This is a genomic window from Fibrella forsythiae (genome assembly GCF_017353175.1).
Lineage (GTDB): Bacteria > Bacteroidota > Bacteroidia > Cytophagales > Spirosomataceae > Fibrella > Fibrella forsythiae.
Genome location: NZ_JAFMYW010000002.1, coordinates 708,532 through 732,394, shown reverse-complemented (window position 1 = coordinate 732,394; position 23,863 = coordinate 708,532). Strand labels below are relative to the sequence as shown.

Annotated in this window: 21 protein-coding genes; 10 read left to right on the top strand and 11 right to left on the bottom strand. The window is 53.3% G+C overall.

Going from position 1 to position 23,863, the window contains the following annotated elements; all coding sequences use genetic code 11:
* Positions 1–89 precede the first annotated feature (89 nt).
* From J2I46_RS09050 to J2I46_RS09025, 6 genes are all read right to left on the bottom strand, one after another.
* On the bottom strand, positions 90–2,642 hold the full coding sequence (locus tag J2I46_RS09050) for a penicillin-binding protein 1A (RefSeq protein ID WP_207328678.1): 2,553 nt from the start codon (positions 2,640–2,642) through the stop codon (positions 90–92).
* 214 nt (positions 2,643–2,856) lie between these two features.
* A complete protein-coding gene (msrB, locus tag J2I46_RS09045; protein WP_207328677.1) occupies positions 2,857–3,369 on the bottom strand; it encodes a peptide-methionine (R)-S-oxide reductase MsrB in 513 nt (170 codons plus the stop codon).
* A 48-nt stretch (positions 3,370–3,417) separates the two neighbouring features.
* Positions 3,418–3,861, bottom strand: coding sequence for a DMT family transporter (locus J2I46_RS09040; RefSeq protein WP_207328676.1), 444 nt, complete (start codon positions 3,859–3,861; stop codon positions 3,418–3,420).
* A gap of 46 nt (positions 3,862–3,907) precedes the next feature.
* The gene (locus tag J2I46_RS09035) at positions 3,908–4,438 is read right to left on the bottom strand and encodes a GNAT family N-acetyltransferase (RefSeq protein ID WP_229379663.1); all 531 of its coding nucleotides are present in this window, start codon (positions 4,436–4,438) and stop codon (positions 3,908–3,910) included.
* 51 nt (positions 4,439–4,489) lie between these two features.
* On the bottom strand, positions 4,490–4,693 hold the full coding sequence (locus J2I46_RS09030) for a hypothetical protein (RefSeq protein WP_207328675.1): 204 nt from the start codon (positions 4,691–4,693) through the stop codon (positions 4,490–4,492).
* A 2-nt stretch (positions 4,694–4,695) separates the two neighbouring features.
* Complete coding sequence (locus J2I46_RS09025; protein ID WP_207328674.1) at positions 4,696–5,154, bottom strand: DUF6932 family protein; 459 nt, start codon at positions 5,152–5,154, stop codon at positions 4,696–4,698.
* 173 nt (positions 5,155–5,327) lie between these two features.
* On the opposite strand from J2I46_RS09025, the gene J2I46_RS09020 reads away from it, so the two are divergent.
* The 4 genes from J2I46_RS09020 to J2I46_RS09005 all read left to right on the top strand — a co-directional run bounded on the left by J2I46_RS09020 (position 5,328) and on the right by J2I46_RS09005 (position 9,832).
* Positions 5,328–6,350: a hypothetical protein gene (locus J2I46_RS09020; protein WP_207328673.1), complete on the top strand. Its 1,023-nt coding sequence runs from the start codon at positions 5,328–5,330 to the stop codon at positions 6,348–6,350.
* A gap of 53 nt (positions 6,351–6,403) precedes the next feature.
* Entirely contained in the window at positions 6,404–7,654 is a 1,251-nt protein-coding gene (locus tag J2I46_RS09015; protein ID WP_207328672.1) for a 3-deoxy-D-manno-octulosonic acid transferase, read from the top strand.
* A 96-nt stretch (positions 7,655–7,750) separates the two neighbouring features.
* Entirely contained in the window at positions 7,751–8,293 is a 543-nt protein-coding gene (gene hslV / locus J2I46_RS09010; protein WP_207328671.1) for an ATP-dependent protease subunit HslV, read from the top strand.
* 63 nt (positions 8,294–8,356) lie between these two features.
* The gene (locus J2I46_RS09005) at positions 8,357–9,832 is read left to right on the top strand and encodes a sensor histidine kinase (RefSeq protein WP_229379662.1); all 1,476 of its coding nucleotides are present in this window, start codon (positions 8,357–8,359) and stop codon (positions 9,830–9,832) included.
* A 20-nt stretch (positions 9,833–9,852) separates the two neighbouring features.
* Here J2I46_RS09005 and dacB read toward each other — a convergent pair whose 3' ends face one another.
* The gene (gene dacB, locus J2I46_RS09000; RefSeq protein ID WP_310589006.1) at positions 9,853–11,424 is read right to left on the bottom strand and encodes a D-alanyl-D-alanine carboxypeptidase/D-alanyl-D-alanine endopeptidase; all 1,572 of its coding nucleotides are present in this window, start codon (positions 11,422–11,424) and stop codon (positions 9,853–9,855) included.
* 199 nt (positions 11,425–11,623) lie between these two features.
* Between dacB and J2I46_RS08995 the strand changes: the two genes are divergently transcribed.
* Together J2I46_RS08995 and J2I46_RS08990 are read left to right on the top strand one after the other, a co-directional pair.
* Entirely contained in the window at positions 11,624–13,051 is a 1,428-nt protein-coding gene (locus tag J2I46_RS08995; protein WP_207328669.1) for an MBL fold metallo-hydrolase RNA specificity domain-containing protein, read from the top strand.
* Positions 13,052–13,160: 109 nt separating this feature from the next.
* Positions 13,161–14,114: an acetyl-CoA carboxylase carboxyltransferase subunit alpha gene (locus J2I46_RS08990; protein WP_207328668.1), complete on the top strand. Its 954-nt coding sequence runs from the start codon at positions 13,161–13,163 to the stop codon at positions 14,112–14,114.
* Positions 14,115–14,208: 94 nt separating this feature from the next.
* Here J2I46_RS08990 and J2I46_RS08985 read toward each other — a convergent pair whose 3' ends face one another.
* Both J2I46_RS08985 and J2I46_RS08980 read right to left on the bottom strand, forming a co-directional pair.
* On the bottom strand, positions 14,209–14,736 hold the full coding sequence (locus tag J2I46_RS08985) for a YfiT family bacillithiol transferase (protein WP_207328667.1): 528 nt from the start codon (positions 14,734–14,736) through the stop codon (positions 14,209–14,211).
* Between the two features lie 111 nt (positions 14,737–14,847).
* Positions 14,848–15,195 carry a DMT family transporter gene (locus tag J2I46_RS08980; RefSeq protein WP_207328666.1) on the bottom strand — a complete coding sequence of 116 codons (348 nt, stop codon included), beginning with the start codon at positions 15,193–15,195 and terminating at the stop codon, positions 14,848–14,850.
* A gap of 287 nt (positions 15,196–15,482) precedes the next feature.
* Here J2I46_RS08980 and J2I46_RS08975 point away from each other — a divergent pair, with 287 nt between their 5' ends.
* The 4 genes from J2I46_RS08975 (at position 15,483) to uxuA (ending at position 19,993) form a co-directional block, all read left to right on the top strand.
* Positions 15,483–15,860: a DUF4260 domain-containing protein gene (locus J2I46_RS08975; RefSeq protein WP_207328665.1), complete on the top strand. Its 378-nt coding sequence runs from the start codon at positions 15,483–15,485 to the stop codon at positions 15,858–15,860.
* A gap of 174 nt (positions 15,861–16,034) precedes the next feature.
* Positions 16,035–17,234: an MFS transporter gene (locus J2I46_RS08970; RefSeq protein ID WP_207328664.1), complete on the top strand. Its 1,200-nt coding sequence runs from the start codon at positions 16,035–16,037 to the stop codon at positions 17,232–17,234.
* Entirely contained in the window at positions 17,231–18,691 is a 1,461-nt protein-coding gene (locus J2I46_RS08965) for a class I adenylate-forming enzyme family protein (RefSeq protein ID WP_207328663.1), read from the top strand. Before J2I46_RS08970 ends, J2I46_RS08965 begins: the two co-directional genes overlap by 4 nt.
* A gap of 114 nt (positions 18,692–18,805) precedes the next feature.
* On the top strand, positions 18,806–19,993 hold the full coding sequence (uxuA, locus tag J2I46_RS08960) for a mannonate dehydratase (protein ID WP_207328662.1): 1,188 nt from the start codon (positions 18,806–18,808) through the stop codon (positions 19,991–19,993).
* A 132-nt stretch (positions 19,994–20,125) separates the two neighbouring features.
* Here uxuA and sufB read toward each other — a convergent pair whose 3' ends face one another.
* Positions 20,126–21,619, bottom strand: a complete 1,494-nt coding sequence (sufB, locus tag J2I46_RS08955; protein WP_207328661.1) for a Fe-S cluster assembly protein SufB — start codon at positions 21,617–21,619, stop codon at positions 20,126–20,128.
* A gap of 241 nt (positions 21,620–21,860) precedes the next feature.
* The gene (locus J2I46_RS08950; protein ID WP_207328660.1) at positions 21,861–23,813 is read right to left on the bottom strand and encodes an alpha-amylase family protein; all 1,953 of its coding nucleotides are present in this window, start codon (positions 23,811–23,813) and stop codon (positions 21,861–21,863) included.
* Positions 23,814–23,863 lie beyond the last annotated feature (50 nt).

The window sequence follows — 23,863 nt, the reverse complement described above, 5'->3', positions numbered from 1 at the left end:
AAAAAGGCGTTTAGTGTTGACTAAGCGTGCATCAGAAGCACCGTCAATCACTAAACGCCAAACAAAGAGCCAGAATAAAAACCTCTAGCCTACGGTCTTGGTCTATTGGATGTATCGGCCGGGTCGGGCACCACTACCGGTGGCGGAACAAACAGCGAGTCGGTACCACCTTCGCTACCCGCTGTTGAATCTGTGGATTCGCTACCGTCTCCTTCATACTCATCATAATCGCTGGCACAGTCCTGATATTGCTTCTGGATATCGACAGTAGCTTTCGGGAAAGGTCCCTGGAGATCACGGAAACGAGGATCTGCGTATACTTTTTCGAGGAACCCCCCCACCAGTGGTAACGCCGTTTTGGCCCCTTCGCCCATATCCGTTGACCGGAAGTGAATGCTTCGGTCATCGCCACCAACCCACGCGCCTACCACTAGTTTGTCTGAAACGCCGACAAACCAGCCGTCGGAGTTGTTGGACGTAGTGCCGGTTTTGCCGCCCATCTGGTGGTTGTGCTTGAACAGATCGAACGACCATAGGTTTTGTGATGTGCCGCCCCGTTCCTGCAAACCACCCTGAAGCATATACAGCATCAGATAGGCCGATTCAGGGCTAATAGCTGGCCGCCGCTCCTGCTTGAACGATTCGATTTCGGTACCATTCCGGTCTTCAATGCGCTGTACGATCATCGGTTTGGTGTACTGCCCTTCATTGACAAATGAGCAGTAGGCCGATACCAATTCGTATAGAGACACGTCGGATGACCCCAGGCCGATGGATGGCACAGCAGCCAGCTTGCTCGTAATGCCGAGCTTGTGTGCGTATTCGGCAACCCGGTCGGGACCAACCATATCGGTTAGTTGGGCCGTAATTGAGTTGACCGACCGGGCCAGGGCACGGCGCAGGGTCATGTTTGAGTACGTGAAGCCACCGCCCGAGTTTTTGGGTTCCCAGACTTTCTCTTCCCCGTTTTCGCGATACGGTTTGCGGAAAGGCTGATCCCGAATGCGGTCGCAGGGCGTCATGTTGAAGGCCGTATCGTCAATGGCAGTAGCGTATACGAATGGCTTAAACGTTGAGCCCGGCTGGCGTTTGCCCTGCTTTACGTGGTCATATTTGAAATAGTCGTAGTCGAGGCCGCCAACCCAGGCCCGGATATAGCCGGTATGTGGGTCCATGGCCACCATACCCGCCTGCAGGAATTTTTTATAGTACGAAATCGAGTCATACGGCGTCATGTTGGTCCAGCGGGCACCTTCCCAGTCAAAGACTTTCATACGCTGTTTTTTGACCTTCATGTAATACTCAACCGAGTCGGGGTAGAGTTGAAACCGCTTCACCAGGCCCTTGTAACGCTCGGTGCGCCGGGCCACCGAATCGATAAAGCCGGGCAGTTCTTCGCCGTTTTCGTCGGCCCAGGGGTTACGGTCGCGCCAATGGTTGTTGAACGTTTTCTGCAGCTTCTTCATCCGCTCCTTCACGGCATCCTCGGCATATTTCTGCATCCGGGAGTCGATCGTAGTATGGATTTTCAGTCCGTCGGTGTAGAGGTTATAGCCGTTTCGATCTCCCCATTCCGTTACGAATTCAACAACCGCATTTTTCAGGTAACTGGCCGGGCCCGCATAGGGATTTTCCGGGGTGTAATCCGTTTTCAACGGTAATTCGCTGATCGAGTCGGCCTGGGTTTTAGTCAGGAACTTATATTTGGCCATCTGCCCGATAACCACATTACGGCGAGTCAGCGAGTTTTTCGGATTCCGGAGCGGGTTATAACTGGTTGTCGCTTTCTGAAGGCCCACCAGCACGGCTCCTTCCTGCACATTCAGGCTGTCGGGCGATTTGTTGAAGAACGTGCGTGCGGCCGTTTTCAGTCCGAACGAGTTCTGACCAAAATCGACGGTATTGAAATAATACGTAAGAATCTCCTCTTTAGTAAAGTTCCGTTCGAGGGTCATTGCCATCAACCACTCTTTCGATTTATAAATAACCTTCCTGACAAACGGAATTCGGTTCAGAACGCCGTCTCTGGTGCGGCGGCGGGTCTTGAACAGGTTTTTGGCCAGTTGCTGCGTAATAGTTGAGCCGCCGCCATCGCGACCGAAACTAAAGACTGCCCGGCCAATAGCGCGTGGGTCGATACCGCCGTGATCATAAAAACGGGCATCTTCTGTGGCAACAAGGGCCTGGATCAGGTGTTTCGGAATGTTCTTATATTCAATCGGCGTGCGGTTTTCGGCGTAAAACTTGGCGATCATCTGACCGTCGAGCGAATAAATCTCCGACGCCTGATTCAGCTTGGGATTCCGAATATCTTCTACCGTAGGCATAGCCCCGGTGAGGTATAAAAAATTGGTCTGGAGCACAAAGACGTACCCAATCAGGAATAGCAGCAGAAACAGACTATACTTTGCTGCCCCCCGCAGGTACGGATAATACCAGCTTTCGGGATCGATATATTGATGAACGAAACCCCGAAAATCCTCCCGGCGGGCCATTAATTTATCCTTCCAGGTTTCCACGCGCTCTTCGCCTACAAGGCGAACCACGTGGCCTCCCAACTGCTTACGTCGGCTCCGTATCCGTCGCCGAAATTCGCCAAACGCGTGCCGAACCGACCGTAGCCGGTTTATTTCTTCACTCATACATCAACGATTGGTACTAACAGGGCTTATTGGCCACTCTTTCTTGACGGCCAACCATGAGCAAAGATAACGCAAACGAGCCCGATTTTAGTGAAAATGCCCCTCACTTGACCGATATCTACGGACGAAGCGAGGGGCATTTAACTGTTTACTACCTTCTGTTTTCCGTTGCCCTGCTCAGGTACGTTGCTTATCCTGTCAGCGCAACGAAAACTTATTTCTTCTGAAACGTCATGGCTACGCCGTTCATGCAATAACGGAGGCCGGTTGGTTTGGGGCCATCGTTGAACACGTGGCCCAGGTGCCCGTCGCACACGGCGCAAACGACTTCATCGCGTTCCATGCCGTAGCTATTGTCTTTGGCAACTTTCACCGCGTTTTTCGTGATGGGTTCATAAAAGCTGGGCCAGCCGGTACCCGACTCGAACTTGGTCTTCTCGGCAAACAACGGGTTCTTGCAGGCAGCACAGTAGAAGGTGCCGTCTTCATGCACGTTCAGCAACGGGCTTGTTCCTGCGCGTTCGGTACCGTGCTCACGCAAAACAGCATACTGGTCGGGCGTCAGGATTTTCTTCCATTCGGCGTTGGTTTTAACCACCTTTTTTCCACCCGGCGGCGTCTGTCCCTGTTCGTAGAGCGCCGTGTTTTCTTTAGCCGACGAATTGGTCTGGCAAGCCAGTGAAATGAATATAGCAACTGCCGTTAGGCTACTGATGATGAGTTTCATGAATGATTCTGATAAGTCTCTACCTCTATAAACGTAAAATCATCTGTATCAGTTTTTCACCACCAGCCAAACGCCCGCCAGGATCAGCCCGATACCCAGTAAACGCCACGTGTTGGCCGGATGCTGCGTGAACCCCAACAACCCATAATGGTCAAGTACTACTGCCGCAATGAGTTGACCCGCCACGCTCAGGCTTACCAGATTGGCCGTACCGATGCGAGGAACTGACAGAATGACCGTGGTTACGTAAAGGGCACCAATGACCCCACCTGTCCATTTCCACCAGGTTAACGAGCGAAACAAAGCCATTGGTGGTATAGATCCCCTGGTGCTCAGATGCACAACCAGCAGCGTGAAGAACCCCGTTCCGAATGAAATCAGCGAAGCCAGCAACGGATTATTCAGCGCCAGACGCAGGTTCGAGTTTACACCCGCCTGAATGGAAATGGCGATGCCCGTAAGAAAAGCAAGAAAGAGAAAGAGGTACTGCATAACAGAGCGAACATATTTGGCGCAAGTTACAACACCGGCGGCAGCCTTACCCTCTTCGTGTGCGTTCCCACCAGCGTACGTAGTCGTCTTGTTCGAAGGGAGAAAACTGATTGGTTAACAATACCGCCTGCGACGCAGAATTGGTCAGGGCTGTTTCGGCAGTTACCCGATTGATGCCCGGCTGCGAGAGCGCCCAGTCGGTTAACCCGCCAACAATTTCGGTCATGTAGCCCCGCTGCCGAAAAGCGGGGTACGTTCCGTAGCCGATCTCAACGGTCTGTTCGTCATCCGGTGCGCCTTTAAATTTCATATCCGCCACAAACTGGTTCAGTTCCCGGTCGAGCGCCACCCAGATGGTATCGTAGATTGGCTGCCGTTCGGGCTGTTGCAGGAAGGGTATTGTGAATGCCTTGATAATACTCAGTAACGGTTCTGTTACCTCGCGGTGGCCGGGCCGCACGCCAAGTTCATCTTCCAGCCATGTACCGCCAGCGATGTGCAGACGTACCTGATCAAGCGTCAGTGGAAAGAGTGTCAATCGGGTCGTTTCAATCATAGGTGCCTCGTTATAGGACATGGCTACAGGAAAATGATGGTTTTCTGTTACATCATATCGTGCTCTTACAGCCTACCGGATCACCTTCAGCAGTTGATCACTCAGTTGCTGAAACTCTTGCTCCAGCTTATGTTGCGTGGCGAGCGAAGGCTCCAGCAACGCCTCATCGGCACCTAGCGTCCGTTGCTGAGCAATTATCTCTTTGAACTGCCGAATCTTACGTGCCGTCACCACCAGCTTCACCTCATTGGGCGTGAGTTCCTCCAAGTGTTCCATAATCAGTTAATTTTCAGGCTTACAAACCCCTTGGGCAATCCATTTCTGTCACTGTTAAACAAGGCAAACCACTTCATGCGTTCAAGCGCGTTGATGGCAGCTGAATGGGAGTCAGAAGCATCAAGAACGGGAATCCACTTTACATCCAGTTGAACGAAAGAGGTGCCCAATGCGTCAAGGACAGCCCGCATAGGTATATAGGCGGCATGACTTATGAAGATTACGACATCTACATCGTCAGGGTCTGTTTTCTGGCTGATAAAGCTACCATCAATCCAAACCTCAACCACAGGCAGCAGGTAAGATGAAAGAATCTCCATCAACTTTTCTACATCGTTCCATAAACTCCTCCTCAGCACAGACGAACAACCAAACTGGTGGTTGACGCTTGCTTTATCGGCCAATATGGGTTCATCATTCGGGATCAAATAGCCATGGCTATCGAATACAAATTCGGTCATGTTTTACTGGTATTAATAGCCCCACACCAACCAACTACGCTGGCAGGACCTGACTGACGGGCCCCGGGCGATTACCAACAAAGGTAATCGGCTCTCCTCTTGCTTTGCCTTACCTTTGGGTACTGGTTTTGCCGGTTACTCACCACTAACCTGACGCGCCCAACAATTCGATTATGCCCATTATCACCCGGAAAAAGCTGGTTTATCCGATCCGTTCGACCCTGCGGACGTACCTGACGCAGTATAACCGCGAACACAATCTGCCCATTCAATATGCCGATCTGCTGCGGTACGATAACTCGGCGGCCCTATTTGATAAGCGAAACCGCGATACGCTCTGGGAAACGGTGTACTACCCTGCCTCGGAAGCCAACGAGATGCTATCGGCCCTGAAACAGATTTATGCTATTCTGAAAGCCGATGGTGATATGTCGGTCACGGGTCACCTGACCATTGACCGGGTCGATCTGTGCTGCTACGGAAACACCTCGCCCTTTCGGGTGCGGGTGCGTAACCTGGTGAACGACAACTTTGATTATTTCTACATCAAGAACGCCGACGCCTCACGAATCTACGGCCTTGAACTAGAGCACATTCTGTCGCCCAACCGTATCAGCTACCTCACCAGCGGACAAACGCTGATTGAAGAACATATTGCGGGAATTCCGGGCGATATGTTCTTCGAGCAGCGCATGAGCGAAGAAGGCATGAACCCTGTTCGGCTCTGCAAAGAATTTGTGAAGTTCAACGAGCGCTGTTTCGTGCGGCTCCTGGGCGATATGCATTCCAGCAATTTCGTGATCGACGTGACGCCCGATTTTGATGAGGTGTATTATCGAATCAGGGCCATCGATTTCGATCAGCAATCGTACGAAGGGCGCAAATCAGTGTATATGCCGCAATATTACCGACAGAACCAGCCCATAATCGACCTGGGCACTACGGTGCTGACTCCCGAGAGCGTGCGGCAATATCAGATCGAAGAACGGTCATTAATGGCCGGGCGACTTCGCGTTGAACAAACCCGAATTGGCGACCTGATGGCTGCTATGCGCTTCGACCTGATTGCACCGGAAGAAAACGTAGTCCAGTTAATCGACTCGCTTAACCGGCACTATGGCGTCAGAAGTTTCGACGGTTGCCGCACCATGGGCGATATTGTCTGGCGCAGTCTGGAACTAGTCACGATGCATTGATAGGAATGGTCTTTCCAACATCCGCGTCAGAACGACCTCAACTAACTTTCTGAATGCAATTTCTATATAATCTCTCCATTTTTCTTTATTCGGCCCTGATCAGCCTGGCGGCTCCGTTCAACCGGAAAGCGCGGTTGCTAGTCAGCGGACGCAAAAACTGGCGGCAACCGTTTCTGGCGAAACCGCTCGACCCTTCGCGGCCAGTGGCCTGGTTTCATGCGGCGTCGCTGGGCGAATTCGAGCAGGGGCGGCCGGTCATTGAGGCCTTCAGGGCAACGTACCCAGCCTATCAGGTGGTGCTGTCTTTTTTCTCACCATCGGGCTATGAAGTGCGAAAAACCTATGCCGGCGCCGATGTAATAACGTACCTGCCCGCCGACACCACTGCCAACGCCCGCGACTGGATGCAGCAGGTACGTCCTCAACTTGCTTTTTTCATCAAGTACGAATTCTGGTTCCACTACCTCCAGGCTTTGCAGACCGACAACGTACCCACGATCTCATTCTCAGCAATTTTCCGCCCAAATCAGCTTTTCTTCAAGCCATATGGGGGTTTCTACCGAAGCCTGCTGACCTATTTCAATCATATTCTGGTGCAGAACCAGGAATCGGTCGATCTGTTGAGCGGCATCGGCATCAACCGGGTTACGCTCGCCGGCGATACGCGCTTTGACCGGGTTGCGCAGGTGGCCGCTACCAAACGGGCTATCCCCGAAGCGGCCGCGTTTGTTGCGGATCTGCGTACGCTGGTTGTGGGCAGTGCCTGGGCCGCCGACATGGCTGTGCTGATTCCGATGCTCAATGCCTTCACGCAACCGCTGCGCGTCATTATTGCCCCTCACGAAATTCACGATGACGAAATAGAGGGGTGGCGGGCGCAGTTAGCGTCTCCGTCTGTGCGCTTCTCAACGCTAAACACGGCTCCCGTTCCTTCTGACGTGCGGTACCTGTTCATTGATAACATTGGTATGCTGACGTCGCTGTATCAGTATGGCACAGTGGCCTACATTGGCGGGGCATTTGGCAAAGGTCTGCACAACTGCCTAGAAGCAGCCACGTTTGGCTTACCGCTTTTATTCGGTCCCAATCACCAAAAATTTCAGGAAGCCCTCGATCTGGTTCAGCAGGGCGGAGCGTTTCAGGTACGTTCGGTTAAAGAACTGACAACAGCGTTCACCAAGCTATACGCCAGTGAATCGGACCGTGAGCGGGCCGGTGCTGTTTGTCGGAACTATGTACTCAACAATGTGGGCGCTACCGGTTTGGTTATGCATGCGATTGAAGCAGCGATGCATCCGGCATAGCCCTAAGCCGTTCATTCATCACCATGCGCCTCAACGACAGAGGGTGAACCAAGCCCTGTTTAAAACTGTAAAATAACAAACACGAAACCACAGTCAATGATCATTCATGCCACTACCGTTGTGGGCATCCGGCACAATGGCCAGGTTGCCCTCGGTGCCGACGGCCAGGCCACCATGGGCAATACCGTTGCCAAGAGTAACGTAAAAAAAATACGCCGGCTGGCGGGGGGAAAGGTGCTGGCAGGCTTTGCCGGTTCAACGGCCGATGCGTTCACGTTGATCGAGCGCTTCGAGGAGAAGCTGAGTAACTACAACAATAACCTGCGTCGGGCTGCCATTGAATTGGCTAAAGACTGGCGAACTGACCGGTTTCTGCGCAAACTGGAAGCTATGATGATCGTAGCTTCACAGGATGATTTATTGATCATTTCCGGTACGGGCGATGTGCTTGAACCAGATCTCGACGTAGCGGCCATTGGGTCGGGCGGGGTGTACGCGCAGTCAGCGGCACTGGCTCTTAAGAAGCACGCCTCACACCTCTCAGCTGCTGACATGGTGACGGAAAGTTTGCATATTGCCGCCGACGTTTGCATTTACACCAACCATAACCTGGTGATTGAACGGATCGATGCTGTTTAATCGAGGCTGATTCAACAAAGCGGCAGATCGAACGTTATCCAACCACCTATATACGTCTGTTGAATGCGTCTTTTCCCAAACTTATCGGCAGAGAAGATTAACCGCAGAATTGCGTTAAGCTTTATATTGGCTATTCTGCTGATAAGTATGGGGTTTGCCTTGTCATTTTACAGTTATACCCAGTCGCAAGCAGCCAATGAGCGAATTGCGCATACGTTCCGGGTTATCAACTCCCTGGAAGATGTGTTCTCGATGGCTAAAGATATTGAATCGGGTACTCGGGGCTACATGGTAATCAGGGATAGCCTGTTCCTGGAACCCCGAAATGCAGCACTGGTTCAGCTTGGGCCCAAACTAGAGCAGTTCCGCAAGTTGGTGGCCGACAACCCACAGCAGCAACAGGCCGTTGACACACTAACCAAGCTAATCAACGCAAAAATCGAGATATCAGACCGGCAGGTCAGGCTTAGCCCCGAAGCAGACATTTCAATCAGGCTGGCGTATCTGCTGACGGGCAAAGTGCGGATGGATGCCATTCGGCAGCATGTTGCCCATATGACGGCCATTGAACAATCGTTTATGCTCCAGCGTGGCGACGAGGCCCGGCAGTCGTTCAAGAATACACTGGTCATCATTTTTGCCCTGTCGCTGCTGACGTTCGCAGTGCTGCTGATCACCTACAATCTGCTCGACCAGGAGCTTCACCGACGAGCCAAAAATGAATCCCGATTGCGGCAATATGAGTCTGAACTTCAGGCTAAAATTCAGCAACTCGAAGAATCGAACCAGGAACTGGAGCGTTTTGCGTTTGTAGCCAGTCACGACATGCAGGAGCCGCTCCGCAAAATTCAGACGTTCGGCGATCTGCTGAACCAGCAATACCCGCCTCAGGTAGACAACAATGGCCGACTGTATCTCAACAAAATGCTAACCTCGGCCGATCGAATGTCGAAGTTGATTCGCGATCTGCTGAGTTTTTCGAGGCTCAAAAATCAGCCCGATGCATTTCAGCGCATTTCGATTGGCGATGTGCTGGACCGGGTACTGGTAGACCTTGAGCTACCCATTAAGGCCACCAACGCAGCCATTACAGCACCTGAAATGCCTGTACTGGATGCCGTTCCTTCTCAGATCGAGCAACTGTTTACGAACCTGATCAGTAATGCGCTTAAGTATACACAGGCTGGTGTTCCACCAATCGTTAGCATCAGGGCTGAACGCGTATCCGGTTCGTCTTATCCCGGCCTACAGAACAACCAGCCTCATTATCAGCTTTCTATCACGGATAACGGAATTGGTTTTAACGAAAAATACCTCGACCGGATTTTCGATGTATTTCAGCGGTTGCATGCCAAAGCAGATTACGAAGGTACCGGCATTGGCCTGGCCATCTGCAAACGTGTGGTGGCTTACCATCACGGTTATATAACCGCCCGTAGTCAAGAGGGTTCAGGAACGACATTTATCATCGTTTTACCTGAAAATCAGACCAATACGATCATTGGCGATGCTGACCCGGTCAGCATTACAACACAATGACAGTGGTGAGAGGTGTCTGCTTATAAGCTTACCAGCAGCACAAACAGGCGTTCGATCTGAGGGGTCAAGGCGGCATATTTGCCTTCAGCGTATTTGTTGATCATCAACGAAAAAGCCATTAACGTACCGTCGCTGGCGGTGAAATAGCCGGCATAGGCCCGCACACCTTCAATGGTGCCACTCTTGGCCCGCACGTTACCCGCCGCTTTCGTATTTTTTGCCAGCCCCCGAACCGTACCCGTTTGCCCTACTACCGGAATACTGGCGTAGAAAGCCGGGTAAGCACCTTCCCGGGTCATGGCAGTCAGAATAGCCGTCAGGTTATTGGTCGTCAGAGCACCGGTTGTTGACAGACCGCTCCCATCGCGGGGGCGAAAACCGGACAGGTCTACGCCTTTGCTTTTCCAGAAACCCGTAACCGCCGAGATAGACTCCGGCCAGTTAGCTGGTACCTGTCTGATCTGCCTCGCCGCCGACCGCATCAGGGCTTCAGCATACAGATTAATGCTTTGAAAATTGGTCTCACGCACCAGATCACTCAACGGCGGCGATACGTACCTGGCCACTTCTGTACGGGGCAGCGGCTTACTACCCAGCGCATCATTACCTACACCCGATACAATCACGCCCGAAGGTATGGTTCCGGGCCGATACGAAGTGGCTGGCCCGGCAACGCGAACGCTGTCGCGGCGAAGTTGTTCCGTGATGGCATAGGCCGTGAAGTAAGCCGGGTCGGGCATGGCTCCCTTCACCGCAAACTCGGGGCTGTTGGCCGGAATGGTACCGTCGAGCGTTGCCACATTCTGGAAGGGAGCCCCGTAAATGTTCACTTCGTCGCCCGAATTCGACGGCCCGGTGGTCACCCGGTTGTTGAACGTCAGCAGCGGCATATACGGGTCGGTTCGCAAGACGGGGGCCGGGGCAGCCAGGGTTGGGCCCGATTTGAAATAAACCCGGTACAGGTTCTCATTAAAATTCAGGCCAAACAGGCCCGCACCGTAATAATTTCCGAGGTCGCTGAAGGGCCAGCTATCCGGAATAGGCTGGTCATTGTAGAAACTGGCATCACCAATCACGGCACCGTCAATACGCCGAATGCCGGCCTGCCTTACCCGGCCCGATATATCTTTAAGTAACGCGGCCCAGGCGGGATAACCGGCAAAACGGCCGCTTCCCAACGAGGGGTCGCCGGTGCCGCGCAGGTACAGGTTACCCTGCAGGATGCTGTCTTTGATAACGCCATCGTATTCGAGGGTTGTGGTGTAGGAATAGGTACTGCCCAGTGTAGCTAAGGCAGTTGCCGTAGAAACAAGCTTCAGCGTCGACGCCGTTGACAGGCTGGTGAAGTCATTCTGGCCAAAAATAACCCTACCGTCATTAACCCGCCGTACCGAGAGCGCCACAATGCCATTGCTGGCCAGCGGGCCGGTTTGTAACGATGTGGCCCAGGTACGTAGTCGTTGCAGCGCGCTGGAGTCGGGCGATACCTGTACCTGAGCGCTTGCAGAACTGGTAGTTAACGCCCAAATAAAGACAACGACAACTGGCAGAATCAGGCGGCTTGCAGACGCCGAAGCAGGAAAACTGAGCACGAGACGGGGGTTAGGCTGTTCAGGCCTTTTTTGTAGCTTTGCAAAGCTAAGGGAATTCAGCATACCGTATCTGCGTTATAGAAAAGCCCTTTTTAACCGCCCGATGACTAATCGAGCCGACCCGGCACATGGCCTCTCCTGAGGGTACGTACTGCCTGAATGCGTCGGCGATGACATATAAATACGGTAAACACCACGCATGAAATTAACATTTTGGGGAGCCGCCCAGCAGGTAACGGGCAGTATGTACCTGCTGGAATTAGAGGATGACTATCGCATTCTGATCGATTGTGGGTCTGATCTTGAGCGCTCGAACGGATTAACTCCCCCCGTAGAACCATCCACGACTGGTTTCTTCCCTTTCGAAGCTTCCAGTCTTAACGTTGTGCTGCTCACGCACGCCCACATCGACCACTCGGGCAATCTGCCTAATCTGTATCGCGAAGGCTACGAAGGCCAGATTCTCTGTACTGAACCTACGTTTGCCCTCACCGACATTCTGCTAAAAGATGCGGCCTCGTTGAACCAGCGGAAAATAAACGAACTCAACGGCAGCAAGAAGAAGAAAGTCCTCGATAAACAAGTTAAACTTCAGAAAGAGCTTTTCCTCGACAAACAGGTTCGCGAGAGCATGGAAAGCGTAGTGGCGCTTCAGTTTGGCCGTAAATTCCGCCTTACCGAATCATGCAGCGTCACCTTCTTCCCGGCGGGTCACCTGCTCGGGGCGGCTCATATCGTGATCGACGTGTTTGAAAACGGCCAGAAGAAAAGCATCTGTTTCTCGGGCGACATTGGCCGGAAGAACTACCCCCTGCTGGTTGACCCCGCTCCCGTACCGCCCGTCGACTACCTGGTGTGCGAATCGACCTACGGCAACCGGCTTCACGTAGACACAGCCTCGCCCGAAGATGCACTGGCCGATGTCATCCAACGTACCTGCATCGATATTCCCGGCCGGCTGATCATCCCTACCTTTTCCGTAGGACGTACCCAGTCGCTGCTGTATACGCTCAACCGACTTTACACTCAGCGTGGCTTTCAACCCATCAAAGTATTCTCGGATAGCCCAATGGGATTTGAGAGCACCAAGGTCTACGCCAAGAATATCCGGCAGCTAAGCAAAGAAGCCCGCGATTTCTTCGACGAGAACGAGACCCTGTTCGACTTCGAGAACTTCGAGTTTCTGGAATCAAGCAAGGCCAGTAAAGCGGTCTCTGACTACAACGAACCGTGTATCATCATCTCGTCGTCGGGCATGGTACAGGGCGGGCGCGTTGAATACCACGTAGCCGCCAACATTGGCAACCCGTATTGCACCATTCTGCTGATCGGCTACTGCGCCGAAGGGACGCTGGGCTGGCGCTTGCTGAACGGACAGCCCACGCTGACGATCAAGGGCGAAGAAAAGCAGGTGCTGGCCAACATTGAAAAGATTGACGTCTTCAGCGGGCACGGCGACCGCAACGATTTGCTCAATTTCGTGCAGATGCAATCGCCCGACACGTTGAAGAACATTTTCCTGGTACATGGCGACGCCAGTAGCATGGAATCATTTAAAGAAACCTTGGCCGAGGCGGGTTACCCGAACGTACAGATCCCCGCCAAAGGCCAGTCGTATGAACTTTAAAACAGTTTACAGTTTTCCGTTTGCTGTTTACAGTTGCGCTGCTAATCAACCACGCGGTTTGCTAGCAGCGCAACTGTAAACAGCAAACGGAAAACTGTAAACCCCAAAGATGAAGACCTACCTCGACTTTGAGAAGCCTATTGCCGACCTGGAAGGCCGGCTCGATGAGATGAAACGACTGGCCGAGACCAGTAAGATCGACGTCTCAGAGGCAGTACTTACCCTTGAAGAGAGCATTGACCGGCTTCGGCATGACCTGTTCAAGAACCTGACGCGCTGGCAGCGGGTACAGCTCTCGCGCCATCCCGACCGCCCCTACACGCTCGATTACATTGAACGGATGTGCGATCAGTTTATCGAACTCCACGGCGACCGCACCGTACGCGACGACCCGGCAATGGTGGGTGGTTTCGGCGATATCGACGGGCAAACGGTTATGATCATTGGGCAGCAGAAAGGCCGCAATACCAAGCAGCGGCAGCAACGCAATTTCGGCATGGCCAACCCCGAAGGTTACCGGAAGGCGTTACGGCTGATGAAACTGGCCGAGAAATTCAACCGGCCCATCGTTACACTGATCGATACACCGGGTGCGTTTCCGGGCCTCGAAGCCGAAGAGCGCGGACAGGGCGAAGCCATTGCCCGCAATCTGAAAGAGATGTTTATGCTGAAAGTGCCGGTGATCTGCATCGTCATTGGCGAAGGTGCATCGGGCGGAGCTTTGGGCATTGCCATCGGCGACCGCGTGCTGATGCTTGAAAATACCTGGTATTCAGTCATTTCACCCGAATCGTGCTCATCCATCCTGTGGCGTAGCTGGAACTACAAAGAGCAGGCGGCCGAAGCACTGAAACTCACCGCCGCCGATATGGAGGCCTTTCACCTGGTAGATGGTATCGTTGACGAACCACTGGGCGGTGCGCACCACGACCACGCCGCCATGGCCGATATACTGAAGAAAACCATTCTCGATACCCTGGCCGAACTAAACGCGATGACACCCGAACAACGGATCGACAGCCGCATCGACAAGTTCTGCGCGATGGGTGTGGTGGTGGAATAAAAAAAAGTCCTCTGTCCTCCGTCTTATGTTGCTCTGCTAGTCAACCACAATGTTAATCAGAGTAATAGAAAACGGAGGACAGAAGACTGAAAACTTAGTTCAACGCCAATCTGATATGCGCCAGGTGGTGTTGCGCGTGCCAGACAACCATGTCGATCGCCTGCGCCAGCGACACGTTTAACTGCCGGAAGGGATGGTAGTACGCCCGTTGCAGGTCGGCTTCAGGCAAGTGTTCATACAGATAAGCCAGCCGCTCATGCAACCCTTCCAGAATAGCCAATGAAGCCGCCACTGGCAGGTCATGTCCGTCTGGTTGTTTTGCCCAGTTGTTCACGTCACTGAACATCCCCGGCGCGATCTCGGGCAAAGTCAGCGCGTGCTTGATCCGGAAATAATGCCACTGGTGTGTATCGGCCACATGGTGAACCAATTGCCTGACCGTCCAGCTGCCGGGCCGGTAGGTACGTGCCAGTTCATCATCTGATAGCGACTCGGTCAATTGCCTATACTGTCCCGGTAAATCGCGGAGCTGTTGAATACGGACACGGATTTCGTCGGCAGTAAAGTCGGTCTGGCCCGACCAACGGCCAATTGGAAATTGGCGGGATTCGTCTGGTTGCATGGTTAGAGAGCGGAAAAAAGTGAAGAATGCGCAAGTGAATGAGCGCCCTGCAAACTTACAGACTCTGACTGAGGCAACGCAGCGCCATTCACTCTTTGTTGCTTTCCCGCTTTAGTTGGGTGCCGCCAGTTTAAGGCCAACGATCGCTACGGCCAGCAGGCCAACGAAGAACAACTCGGCAAATGACCACGGAGCTTTCAGAAACAGCACATCGGCCAGTTTAATAAATACCAGCGTACCGGCAGTCCAGAGGCCGAAAGCTGTGGTGAGCGGAACGTACCTGAACGCTATATTCAGGAAGTAAACGTTGGCTAGCCCCGATACTATGTTGAGCAGTACCAGCCCAAGAATCGGCAAGGTGATGCGCAGACTTACCAGCGCACCGAAATCGGCATATTTCAGCGAATACGTCCAGACGGTCTGACAGACAGCCGCCAGCAAAAGAGCGATCCAGGCCATGCGATCAAAGTACGAGGTGGCCATCATAAGTCGGTTTGCCAGGTACGTTATCAAATCGTTACTTATCGAGTTACCCTCATCGATACGCCTGTACGTTCTGTCTGATCCTGGAAAAGGTTGACAGTTTCCGTCTCAAACATAACCCAATTTCAGGCGCAGACAATTAATCAAGCTAGTTCAGTGCAATACACTGCGATCAATTCCTTATCTTTTGTTAACGAGTTGAGCCACGCCCCCAGCTGACCTTTGTAGCGTATTCAAACCACAGCTATCTGGCTGTCTATCAAATGAAATCGCTACTAAAACTTGAAGAAGCGGCACAGTTCGCCCTATCGATCATCCTGTTTGCCAAGTTGCCGTTTGTCTGGTGGCTCTACCCCGCTCTGCTCCTGCTGCCCGATGTAAGCATGATTGGTTACGCCATCAATACTGCCGTTGGTGCTTTCACGTATAACCTCTTTCACCACAAAGGAATAGCTATTCTGGTTGGCCTGGCCGGATTCCTACTGGGAAATAGCTATCTCCTGCTGGCAGGCATTATCCTCTTCGGACACTCGGCCATGGACCGCATGATGGGCTACGGATTGAAGTACACGACCGGTTTCAACGTGACTCATTTGGGCGAGATTGGCCCTGAACAGCAGAAAGCGGGTATGCTGGTTTAAGAAGCTAGCGCCACAATAGCGTATTGCTAACGCGGGGCTGCACGTCAGTAATACGCTATTGCGCCAGAGAAATTAGTGAGCGAAAGCCTTGGGACGCCAATTATAGAGCACAGCGAAGCAGGATATAAATGCTAGGTAGTGCTTATTAAGCAAACCTAAGCTTGTTACCCTGCAATGAACCTAAAATCTACTGAAACAGCCTACGAAACCACCCGACCGGCCATTTCCAGCGAAACCCTTATTTTACTTTGTGCCTGCTCGGTGGGGTTTGCGTTTTCATGCAACTACACCAACCACGCGCCGCTGGTGCCCCTACTGATCAAGGAATTTGGCGTTACCAAAGCGATGGCGGGCTTATTGACCACCGGCATTTTCCTGACCCATGCTCTCATGCAGATTCCCGGCGGTCACCTGGCCGATACCTACGGCGGGCGGCGAGTGCTGCTGGGTGCGCTCGGAGTGGTGTGTCTGGGTAATTTCGGCATCTCTTTCGCCACAAGTTATAACCAACTCCTGTTCTGGAAAGTCCTGACGGGCCTGGGAACGGGTAGCAGCTTCGTGGCGGGGGCACGCTACCTGACGCAGGTGTTACCGGCCAATCGCCTGCACATGGCGCAGGGGCTCTACGGCGGTTCGGTGCTGCTGGGGTCAGGCTTTGTTATTTTCGCCGTTCCCCGTCTGGCCGAAGCCTTTGGCTGGCCGGGTGCGTTTATCTCTACCGCACTCGTAGCCCTGAGCGTACTCCTACTCTGCCTGTTTGCTGCGCCCGAAGCGCCCGTACACAAGCACGCGCCGGGAAGCCTGCTGGCTATGCTGTCGCACGGGCAGCTCTGGTTATTGGGCCTGGTGCAGATGGCCTCGTTTGGGCTGGTGATCGTAGTGGGTACGTGGACAACAACACTCCTGAAAGAGCAACTCGGCGAAAAACCGGAGACAAAGTTGCTCATCAGCTTCATTGCCTCGCTCGTGTTGTTGATCGGTATCTTTTCCCGGCCGTGGGGTGGTCGCCTGGTAGGTACGTTAGGTGTTCGAAAACTGTTGCTGATCAGCCTTGCTATGAACGCTACCGGTTGTTTCCTGCTGGCTAGTTCAGGTAGCTCACTCGCTGTGGCCATCCTCGGCATTGCGCTGCTGGGCGTGGGGTGCGGCTTGCCCTATGCGTCGCTGTTCAACCGGGCGGTTGCTCTGTTTCCGGGTCGGGGTGGTGCGGCTATGGGCCTCGTGAACATGCTGGGCATCGTCATGATTCTGGTGGGCGCCCCGCTGGTGGGCAAGATCACTGACCTCACCGGTTCGTTCACCTCCGCGTTTGTCAGCCTCGGTATCTTCGCGCTGATTATCTGTGTTGTTTCGCTCAAAATCAACGATAAATGAATGTAACCCAACTCTTCGACCTGTCTTTATCTGGTCGGCGTGATAAGACCGCCCTGGAATTTGGCGCCGAAAGCTGGACGTTCGGTCAGCTCGACGAACAGGCTAACCAGATGGCCTATGCGCTCATCAGGCGTGGTCTGACCGCTGGCGACCGGCTGGCCGTATATCTCGAAAATAGTCCGTCGTTTATTCAGTTGTATCTAGCCTGTCTGCGGCTGGGCGTCATTTTCGTACCCGTCAATATCCTCTATCGGGAGCGGGAAATCACTCATATTCTATCTGACGCCGAACCAAAAGCACTGGTGGCCTCGGGCAACGTACCTGGCGATTTTCCCTTCTGGGAAGTGGATGATCTGGTGGCAGAAGCCAACGAACAGACGAGTTTGCCCCTGCTGGACAACCCAACAACCGGCGATAGTCCGGCGGCGCTGGTCTACACGTCGGGGACAACGGGAGCCTCGAAAGGCGCTATTTTAACGCATAACAATTTCATTGCCAACGCTGTGAATCTGGTGGCGTGCTGGCAGATCACTGAAGCCGACCGGTTCTGGCTTCCGCTGCCCCTTTTCCACGTGCACGGACTGGGCAACGGCATTCATTGCTGGCTGCTCTCGGGGTGCCGGATGCGCCTGCTCGAACGATTTAATTACCAGACAGCGGCCAACGACCTGATCCAGTTCAAACCCACGCTGTTTTTCGGTGTACCCACGATCTACATCCGCCTGCTCGACTGGCCCGACGAAATGGCCCACGCTCTGCGATCGACCATGCGGTTGTTCGTATCGGGTTCGGCCCCGTTGCCCGCGCAGGTGATGGAGGCGTTCGATACCAAATTTGGCCACGTCATTCTGGAACGCTACGGCATGACCGAAACCCTGATGAACATCAGCAATCCGTACATCGGTGAGCGGCGGCCCGGCACCATCGGCTTCCCACTACCCGGCATTTCGGCCCGTATCCTGGACCCAGAGGGGCAAGAAGTCGCGGTTGATGTTGAGGGCGAAGTACACATCAAAGGTCCCAACGTTTGTGCGGGCTATTGGAAACGCGACGAGGCGACGAAGCAGGCGTTTACGGCCGATGGCTATTTCAAAACAGGCGACATGGGCGTTGTCAGCGCCGACGGGTACGTTACCCTACGCGGCCGGAAAAGCGATCTGATCATTTCGGGCGGCTTCAATATTTACCCGCGCGAAATTGAAGAGTTCCTACTCGAACAGCCCGATGTTTCCGAGGCTGCCGTGGTGGGTGTGCCCCATGCCCGCCGGGGTGAAGTGCCGGTGGCGTACATTGTGCCGAATGGTACGTTCGATGCCGAGTCGTTATCAGCCCGTTGTCAGGCCGGTTTGGCGTCGTTCAAGCTTCCCAAAGCATTTGTAGCCGTCGATAGCCTTCCCCGAACGGCTCTGGGCAAAGTACAGAAGCATCTGCTCCCGCAGCCAGAGTCAATCGGCTGACGCAGCAGCACAAAAACCAATCCGGAATTGGCAGATTGTTCGCCTACATCCTGATTGTATACCGTTATTTTACGCGTTGGCTTAACACATTAAATCGAAATACCCTTTTTTCTTATGGCATTAGAACAAACCTGGCGCTGGTTTGGCCCACAAGACCCCGTTAGTCTGGCCGACGTGCGGCAGGCAGGTGCAACAGGCATCGTGTCCGCGCTGCATCATATTCCAAACGGACAAGTCTGGACTGTAGACGAGATTCAGAAGCGGAAAGACGAGATCGAGCAAGCCGGACTTGCCTGGTCGGTGGTCGAGAGTGTACCCATTCACGAAGACATTAAAAAGGCTTCGGGAAATTACAAGCAGTATATCGAGACCTACAAAGAGTGTCTGGTCAATCTGGCACAGTGCGGTATTGATACGGTCTGCTACAACTTCATGCCGGTACTCGACTGGACCCGCACCGATCTCGACTACCAATTGCCCGACGGTTCGCGCGCCCTCCGATTCGACACCACCGAATTTTGCGCGTTTGAAGTGTATATACTGAAACGGCCAGGAGCCGAAAAAAGCTACTCGACCCAACAGTTGAGTCGGGCCAAAAACTGGCTGGATGGGGCTGATGATGCCGCCGTCCAGAAGCTGACGCGCAACATCATCGCCGGGTTGCCAGGCAGTGAAGAAAGCTTTACCCTCGAAGCCTTCGCCGACGTGCTGACCACCTACGACAACGTAGACGAAGCTGCTTTACGCACCAACCTGTATTCGTTCCTGAAAGAAATTACGCCGGTTGCCGAAGAGGCTGGTATTCTGCTGGCTATTCACCCCGACGATCCACCGTTCCCGATTCTGGGCCTGCCCCGCGTAGTGAGTACGGAAGCCGATGCCCGCCAACTGCTGGCCGCCTATGAGAGCAAGCATAATGGCCTGTGTTTCTGCACGGGTAGTTACGGCGTTCGCGCTGATAATGACCTACCCGGTATGGTTGAACGCCTGGGCAACCGTATCAACTTCATTCACCTGCGCGCCACCCAGCGCGATGCCGACGGTAATTTCCACGAAGCTGATCACCTGGCGGGCGACGTTGACATGTATGGCGTGATGAAGGCCCTACTGCTGGAACAGAAACGCCGACTAGAGGAAGGCCGCCCGGATCTGCGCCTTCCGTTCCGCCCCGACCACGGCCACCGTATGCTCGATGATCTCAATCCGACAAAGCGAACCAACCCAGGCTACACAGCCATTGGTCGCCTACGCGGCCTGGCAGAACTGCGCGGCCTGGAAATGGGGATTGAGCGGGGAATGTAGGCGTTGAATTAGATAGATTGCTGACGCTTTGTTGGTGTGTATTGCTTCGCGCGCGCATCAGCGTCAAACAAAAAAAGGGCAGACATGGAGTTGAACCCGTGTCTACCCTCTTTATATATAAAAGCAGATCCCTTATCCTACCGAACCCTCAAGGCTGATTTCCAGCAATTTCTGGGCTTCGACGGCAAACTCCATCGGGAGTTGGTTCAAGACTTCTTTAGCGTATCCGTTGATGATCAGGGCTACGGCCTGCTCAGTTGGAATACCGCGCTGGTTGCAGTAAAACAACTGATCTTCACCGATTTTCGACGTAGTAGCTTCGTGCTCAACCGTGGCCGACTGGTTTTTCACTTCGATGTACGGGAAGGTATGTGCGCCACACTTATCACCCAGCAACAGCGAATCGCACTGCGAGAAATTCCGGGCGTTATCGGCACGTTTCATTACCTCGACCAGTCCACGGTATGAGTTCTGGCTCTTACCAGCCGAGATGCCTTTCGACACGATCCGGCTCTTCGTATTCTTACCGATATGCACCATTTTGGTACCCGTATCGGCCTGCTGCATGTTGTTGGTCACTGCCACCGAATAGAACTCACCAATCGAATTATCACCTTTCAGGATAACCGATGGGTATTTCCAGGTGATCGATGAACCCGTTTCAACCTGCGTCCACGAAATTTTGGCGTTGGTATCACAGATACCGCGCTTGGTTACGAAGTTATAAACACCACCCAAGCCATTTTTATCGCCGGGATACCAGTTCTGAACGGTCGAGTATTTAATCTCTGCATTATCATGGGCGATCAGCTCTACGCAGGCTGCGTGCAACTGGTTTTCGTCACGCATCGGGGCGGTACAGCCTTCCAGATAACTCACGTATGACCCTTCATCAGCCACGATCAGCGTCCGTTCAAACTGACCGGTACCGGCCGCGTTGATACGGAAGTAAGTCGACAGCTCCATTGGGCAACGTACGCCTTTCGGAATATAACAGAACGAACCGTCGGTAAACACGGCAGCATTCAGGGCCGCGAAGTAATTGTCTTTAGGCGGAATAACGGAGCCAAGGTATTTTTTTACCAGCTCAGGGTGATCGTGAACGGCTTCGGAGATCGACGAGAAAATAATGCCTTTCTCAGCCAGTTCTTTTTTAAACGTCGTGGCTACAGAAACCGAGTCCATTACCGCATCGACCGCTACACGCGGGCGCTCAATGGGGTTTCCATTGGCATCAACGGGTTCATCAACTACACCCGACAGCCGTTTCTGCTCTGACAACGAAATACCCAGCCGCTCAAACGTACGCCGCAGTTCGGGATCAATCTCATCGAGTGAGCCGACCGTTTTCTGCTGCTTTGGCGCCGAGTAATAGATAATGTCCTGATAGTCAATCTTCGGATATTTGACGTTAGGCCAGTGCGGCTCTTCCATCTCCTGCCACATGTGGAACGCCTTCATCCGCCAGTCTAACAGCCATTCGGGCTCGTTTTTCTTGGCCGAGATAAAGCGAATAATATCATCGTTCAGCCCTTTGGGAGCTTCGTCCGCTTCAATCAGGGTTTCAAACCCGTACTTGTACTCGGCGTTGGTAATGCTCTCTAAGAGTTCAACTTCTTTGCTCATGATTGGTTGGCAATTGCCGGTGAAAGCGAGTGTAACGAAGAAACCGCTCGCTACAGTTTAAGAACGTATCGTACAAAATTAACAAAATCGCGCGAGGCTCTGTTCCTGCACCTCGAAATAAGGTTTGCTGGTTAATTGGTGGAATGGTTGATTGGTGAATTGGTTGACTGGTTGACATGTAGGAGCAGCACGAGGGAGTTTCGATCGTCCATACTCATCAACCAGTTAACCAATTCACCAATCAACCAACCCGATACACGCGGCAACCGCTTTCTTCGAAGATTAACATTCCCTGTCCTGCTGGTGACTCCGCTTCACCAACAGCGGCCGTGAACAGGTACGTCTCTCCCACCTTCCACGACAATGCAGTACCACCCGTTGCGTTTACATCGGGTTTCTGGATCCACGTAACCGGCTGTCCGGCAACGTCCTTCCAGATCTGTTCGGCGAAGGTTCGGATTCGGCTAATAGCCACAAACTGATCGGCGTTTTGGCCCCACACAAACGGACCGTGGGTTACCTTGTCGAGTTGGTCCTCATCGGAGATACGAAAAACGTAGAGCTTCGTGTACTCTTCGTTGGCACCGCGCTCGTCGTGCTGATTGCGGATCTCGAAGCCAAGGCCGACATAGCTGGGTAGTTCAGGTAGAAACAGGCTGACAAAATACCGGAACAGGTTACCGGTCCGGTAAAACTCATCGAAGCGCGGGTCATCTTTATCGGCGGTCATGACCGTAAAGTTGGGCGCAAACCGTCGCGTTTCGGCTAGCTCCAGGTACGTGCATAGCTGCTCGTTGAACGTACCTGAACCCACCACCATCGATTGCAGATCACCCAGCGTACTGTCGGCGTCGATGGCTTCGAGGTGATCTACTTCGTTGCCATACGCCATCGTATCCGGCGGGGCCAGGAAAGTCTCGGCAAAGAAGGCGAAGTGCGGCGTTCCCTTTGCCTGCACGTAATGCTTGATGGTGCGTAGTGGGTCGTAATAGGCGTCGGGCGTAGCAGGAACACCTTCGGGGCGCAACTGCACGTGCGCCATATCACCGCGCATGAAGTCGAAGCCGAACCGCTGCTGACAGGCGTGAACGTTCTGGCAGATATAATCCCAGGCAGGCTGATTTGGCCTGTCGAAATCGAGTTGCCAGTCACGGTTATCGTCGAGACTATGGTAGAATTTATACCGCGCCAGGGGGCCAAACACCCGAGAGAATTGCTGCGGTTGATTGAAACTGTACTGATACCAGACCTGACCAAACTCATCTGTCACAAAATCATCAGGAACGATGTGCAGCCCCCGGTATGGCGGGGCCATCGTCATCGGCAGGGTTTCGAATCCCTGCGCCGTCAGGTGTTTAATCAGGTCGAGGCGGCGTTGCAGGCGGCCGCTATAATCGCCGGGGCGACCGAATAGAATCAGGTGGCGCTGCTCGTCGGTCAATAGCGGTATCTGGGTCGAGAAAAATACACTTTTCGAGTAGGTAATCGGGCTTCCGTCGGCGGTGCCGTGCTGGTGCAGGAATTGCCAGATCACCTCTTCTACATGGCGATATACATTCTCGGAATGATCGACCAGCCGGTAATCGTCGCGGTGTACCCATTCGAACAGGGCCGGGTGTACCAGCGCCATTTCAGAAAACCGGTCGGTATGCGGAATCACATCCATACCCACGGTGCGCCCCATGGCATGTATCAGATTCACAACCACTTTCAATTGTTTGTCGACGGTATCGAGCGTAGGAATGAACCGGGCCAGATCGACACTGTAGAATTCGGGGTTGATCTGCCAACTCACCATGCCATAGAGGCTTCCCACCACGCCTGGCTCCCAGATGGGCAACAGGTGTATGCTATCGTGGCAGGCGGGCAGCGTCAGCATGTAATTAATCACATTCCAGAACGAGCCGATGGTGCGCACATTGATGCCTACCATGCGGCTTTGCTTCAGCCATGCGCCATTCTGCTGCCCTAAAACCGGCGAGGCAACGCTCTGCTGCGGGTCCAGCGCCTTCCGCATCAGATCCGTACCCAATCGTTTTTGCAGAATATCGAGCGTTTGATAGACCGAAAACTGCACGGCCGTTTGTGGTAACAGAGTAGGCACGTAACTAGTCTTGCCCGACTGATACTCATTCAGGTACGTTGGATACTGGCGCTGCCAGTTGGCAGAAAGCGTTTGAATAGTGGTTGGCATAGAACAAATGTAAACCGGATTGAGGCTTTACAAAAAGGGTAGTAAACACA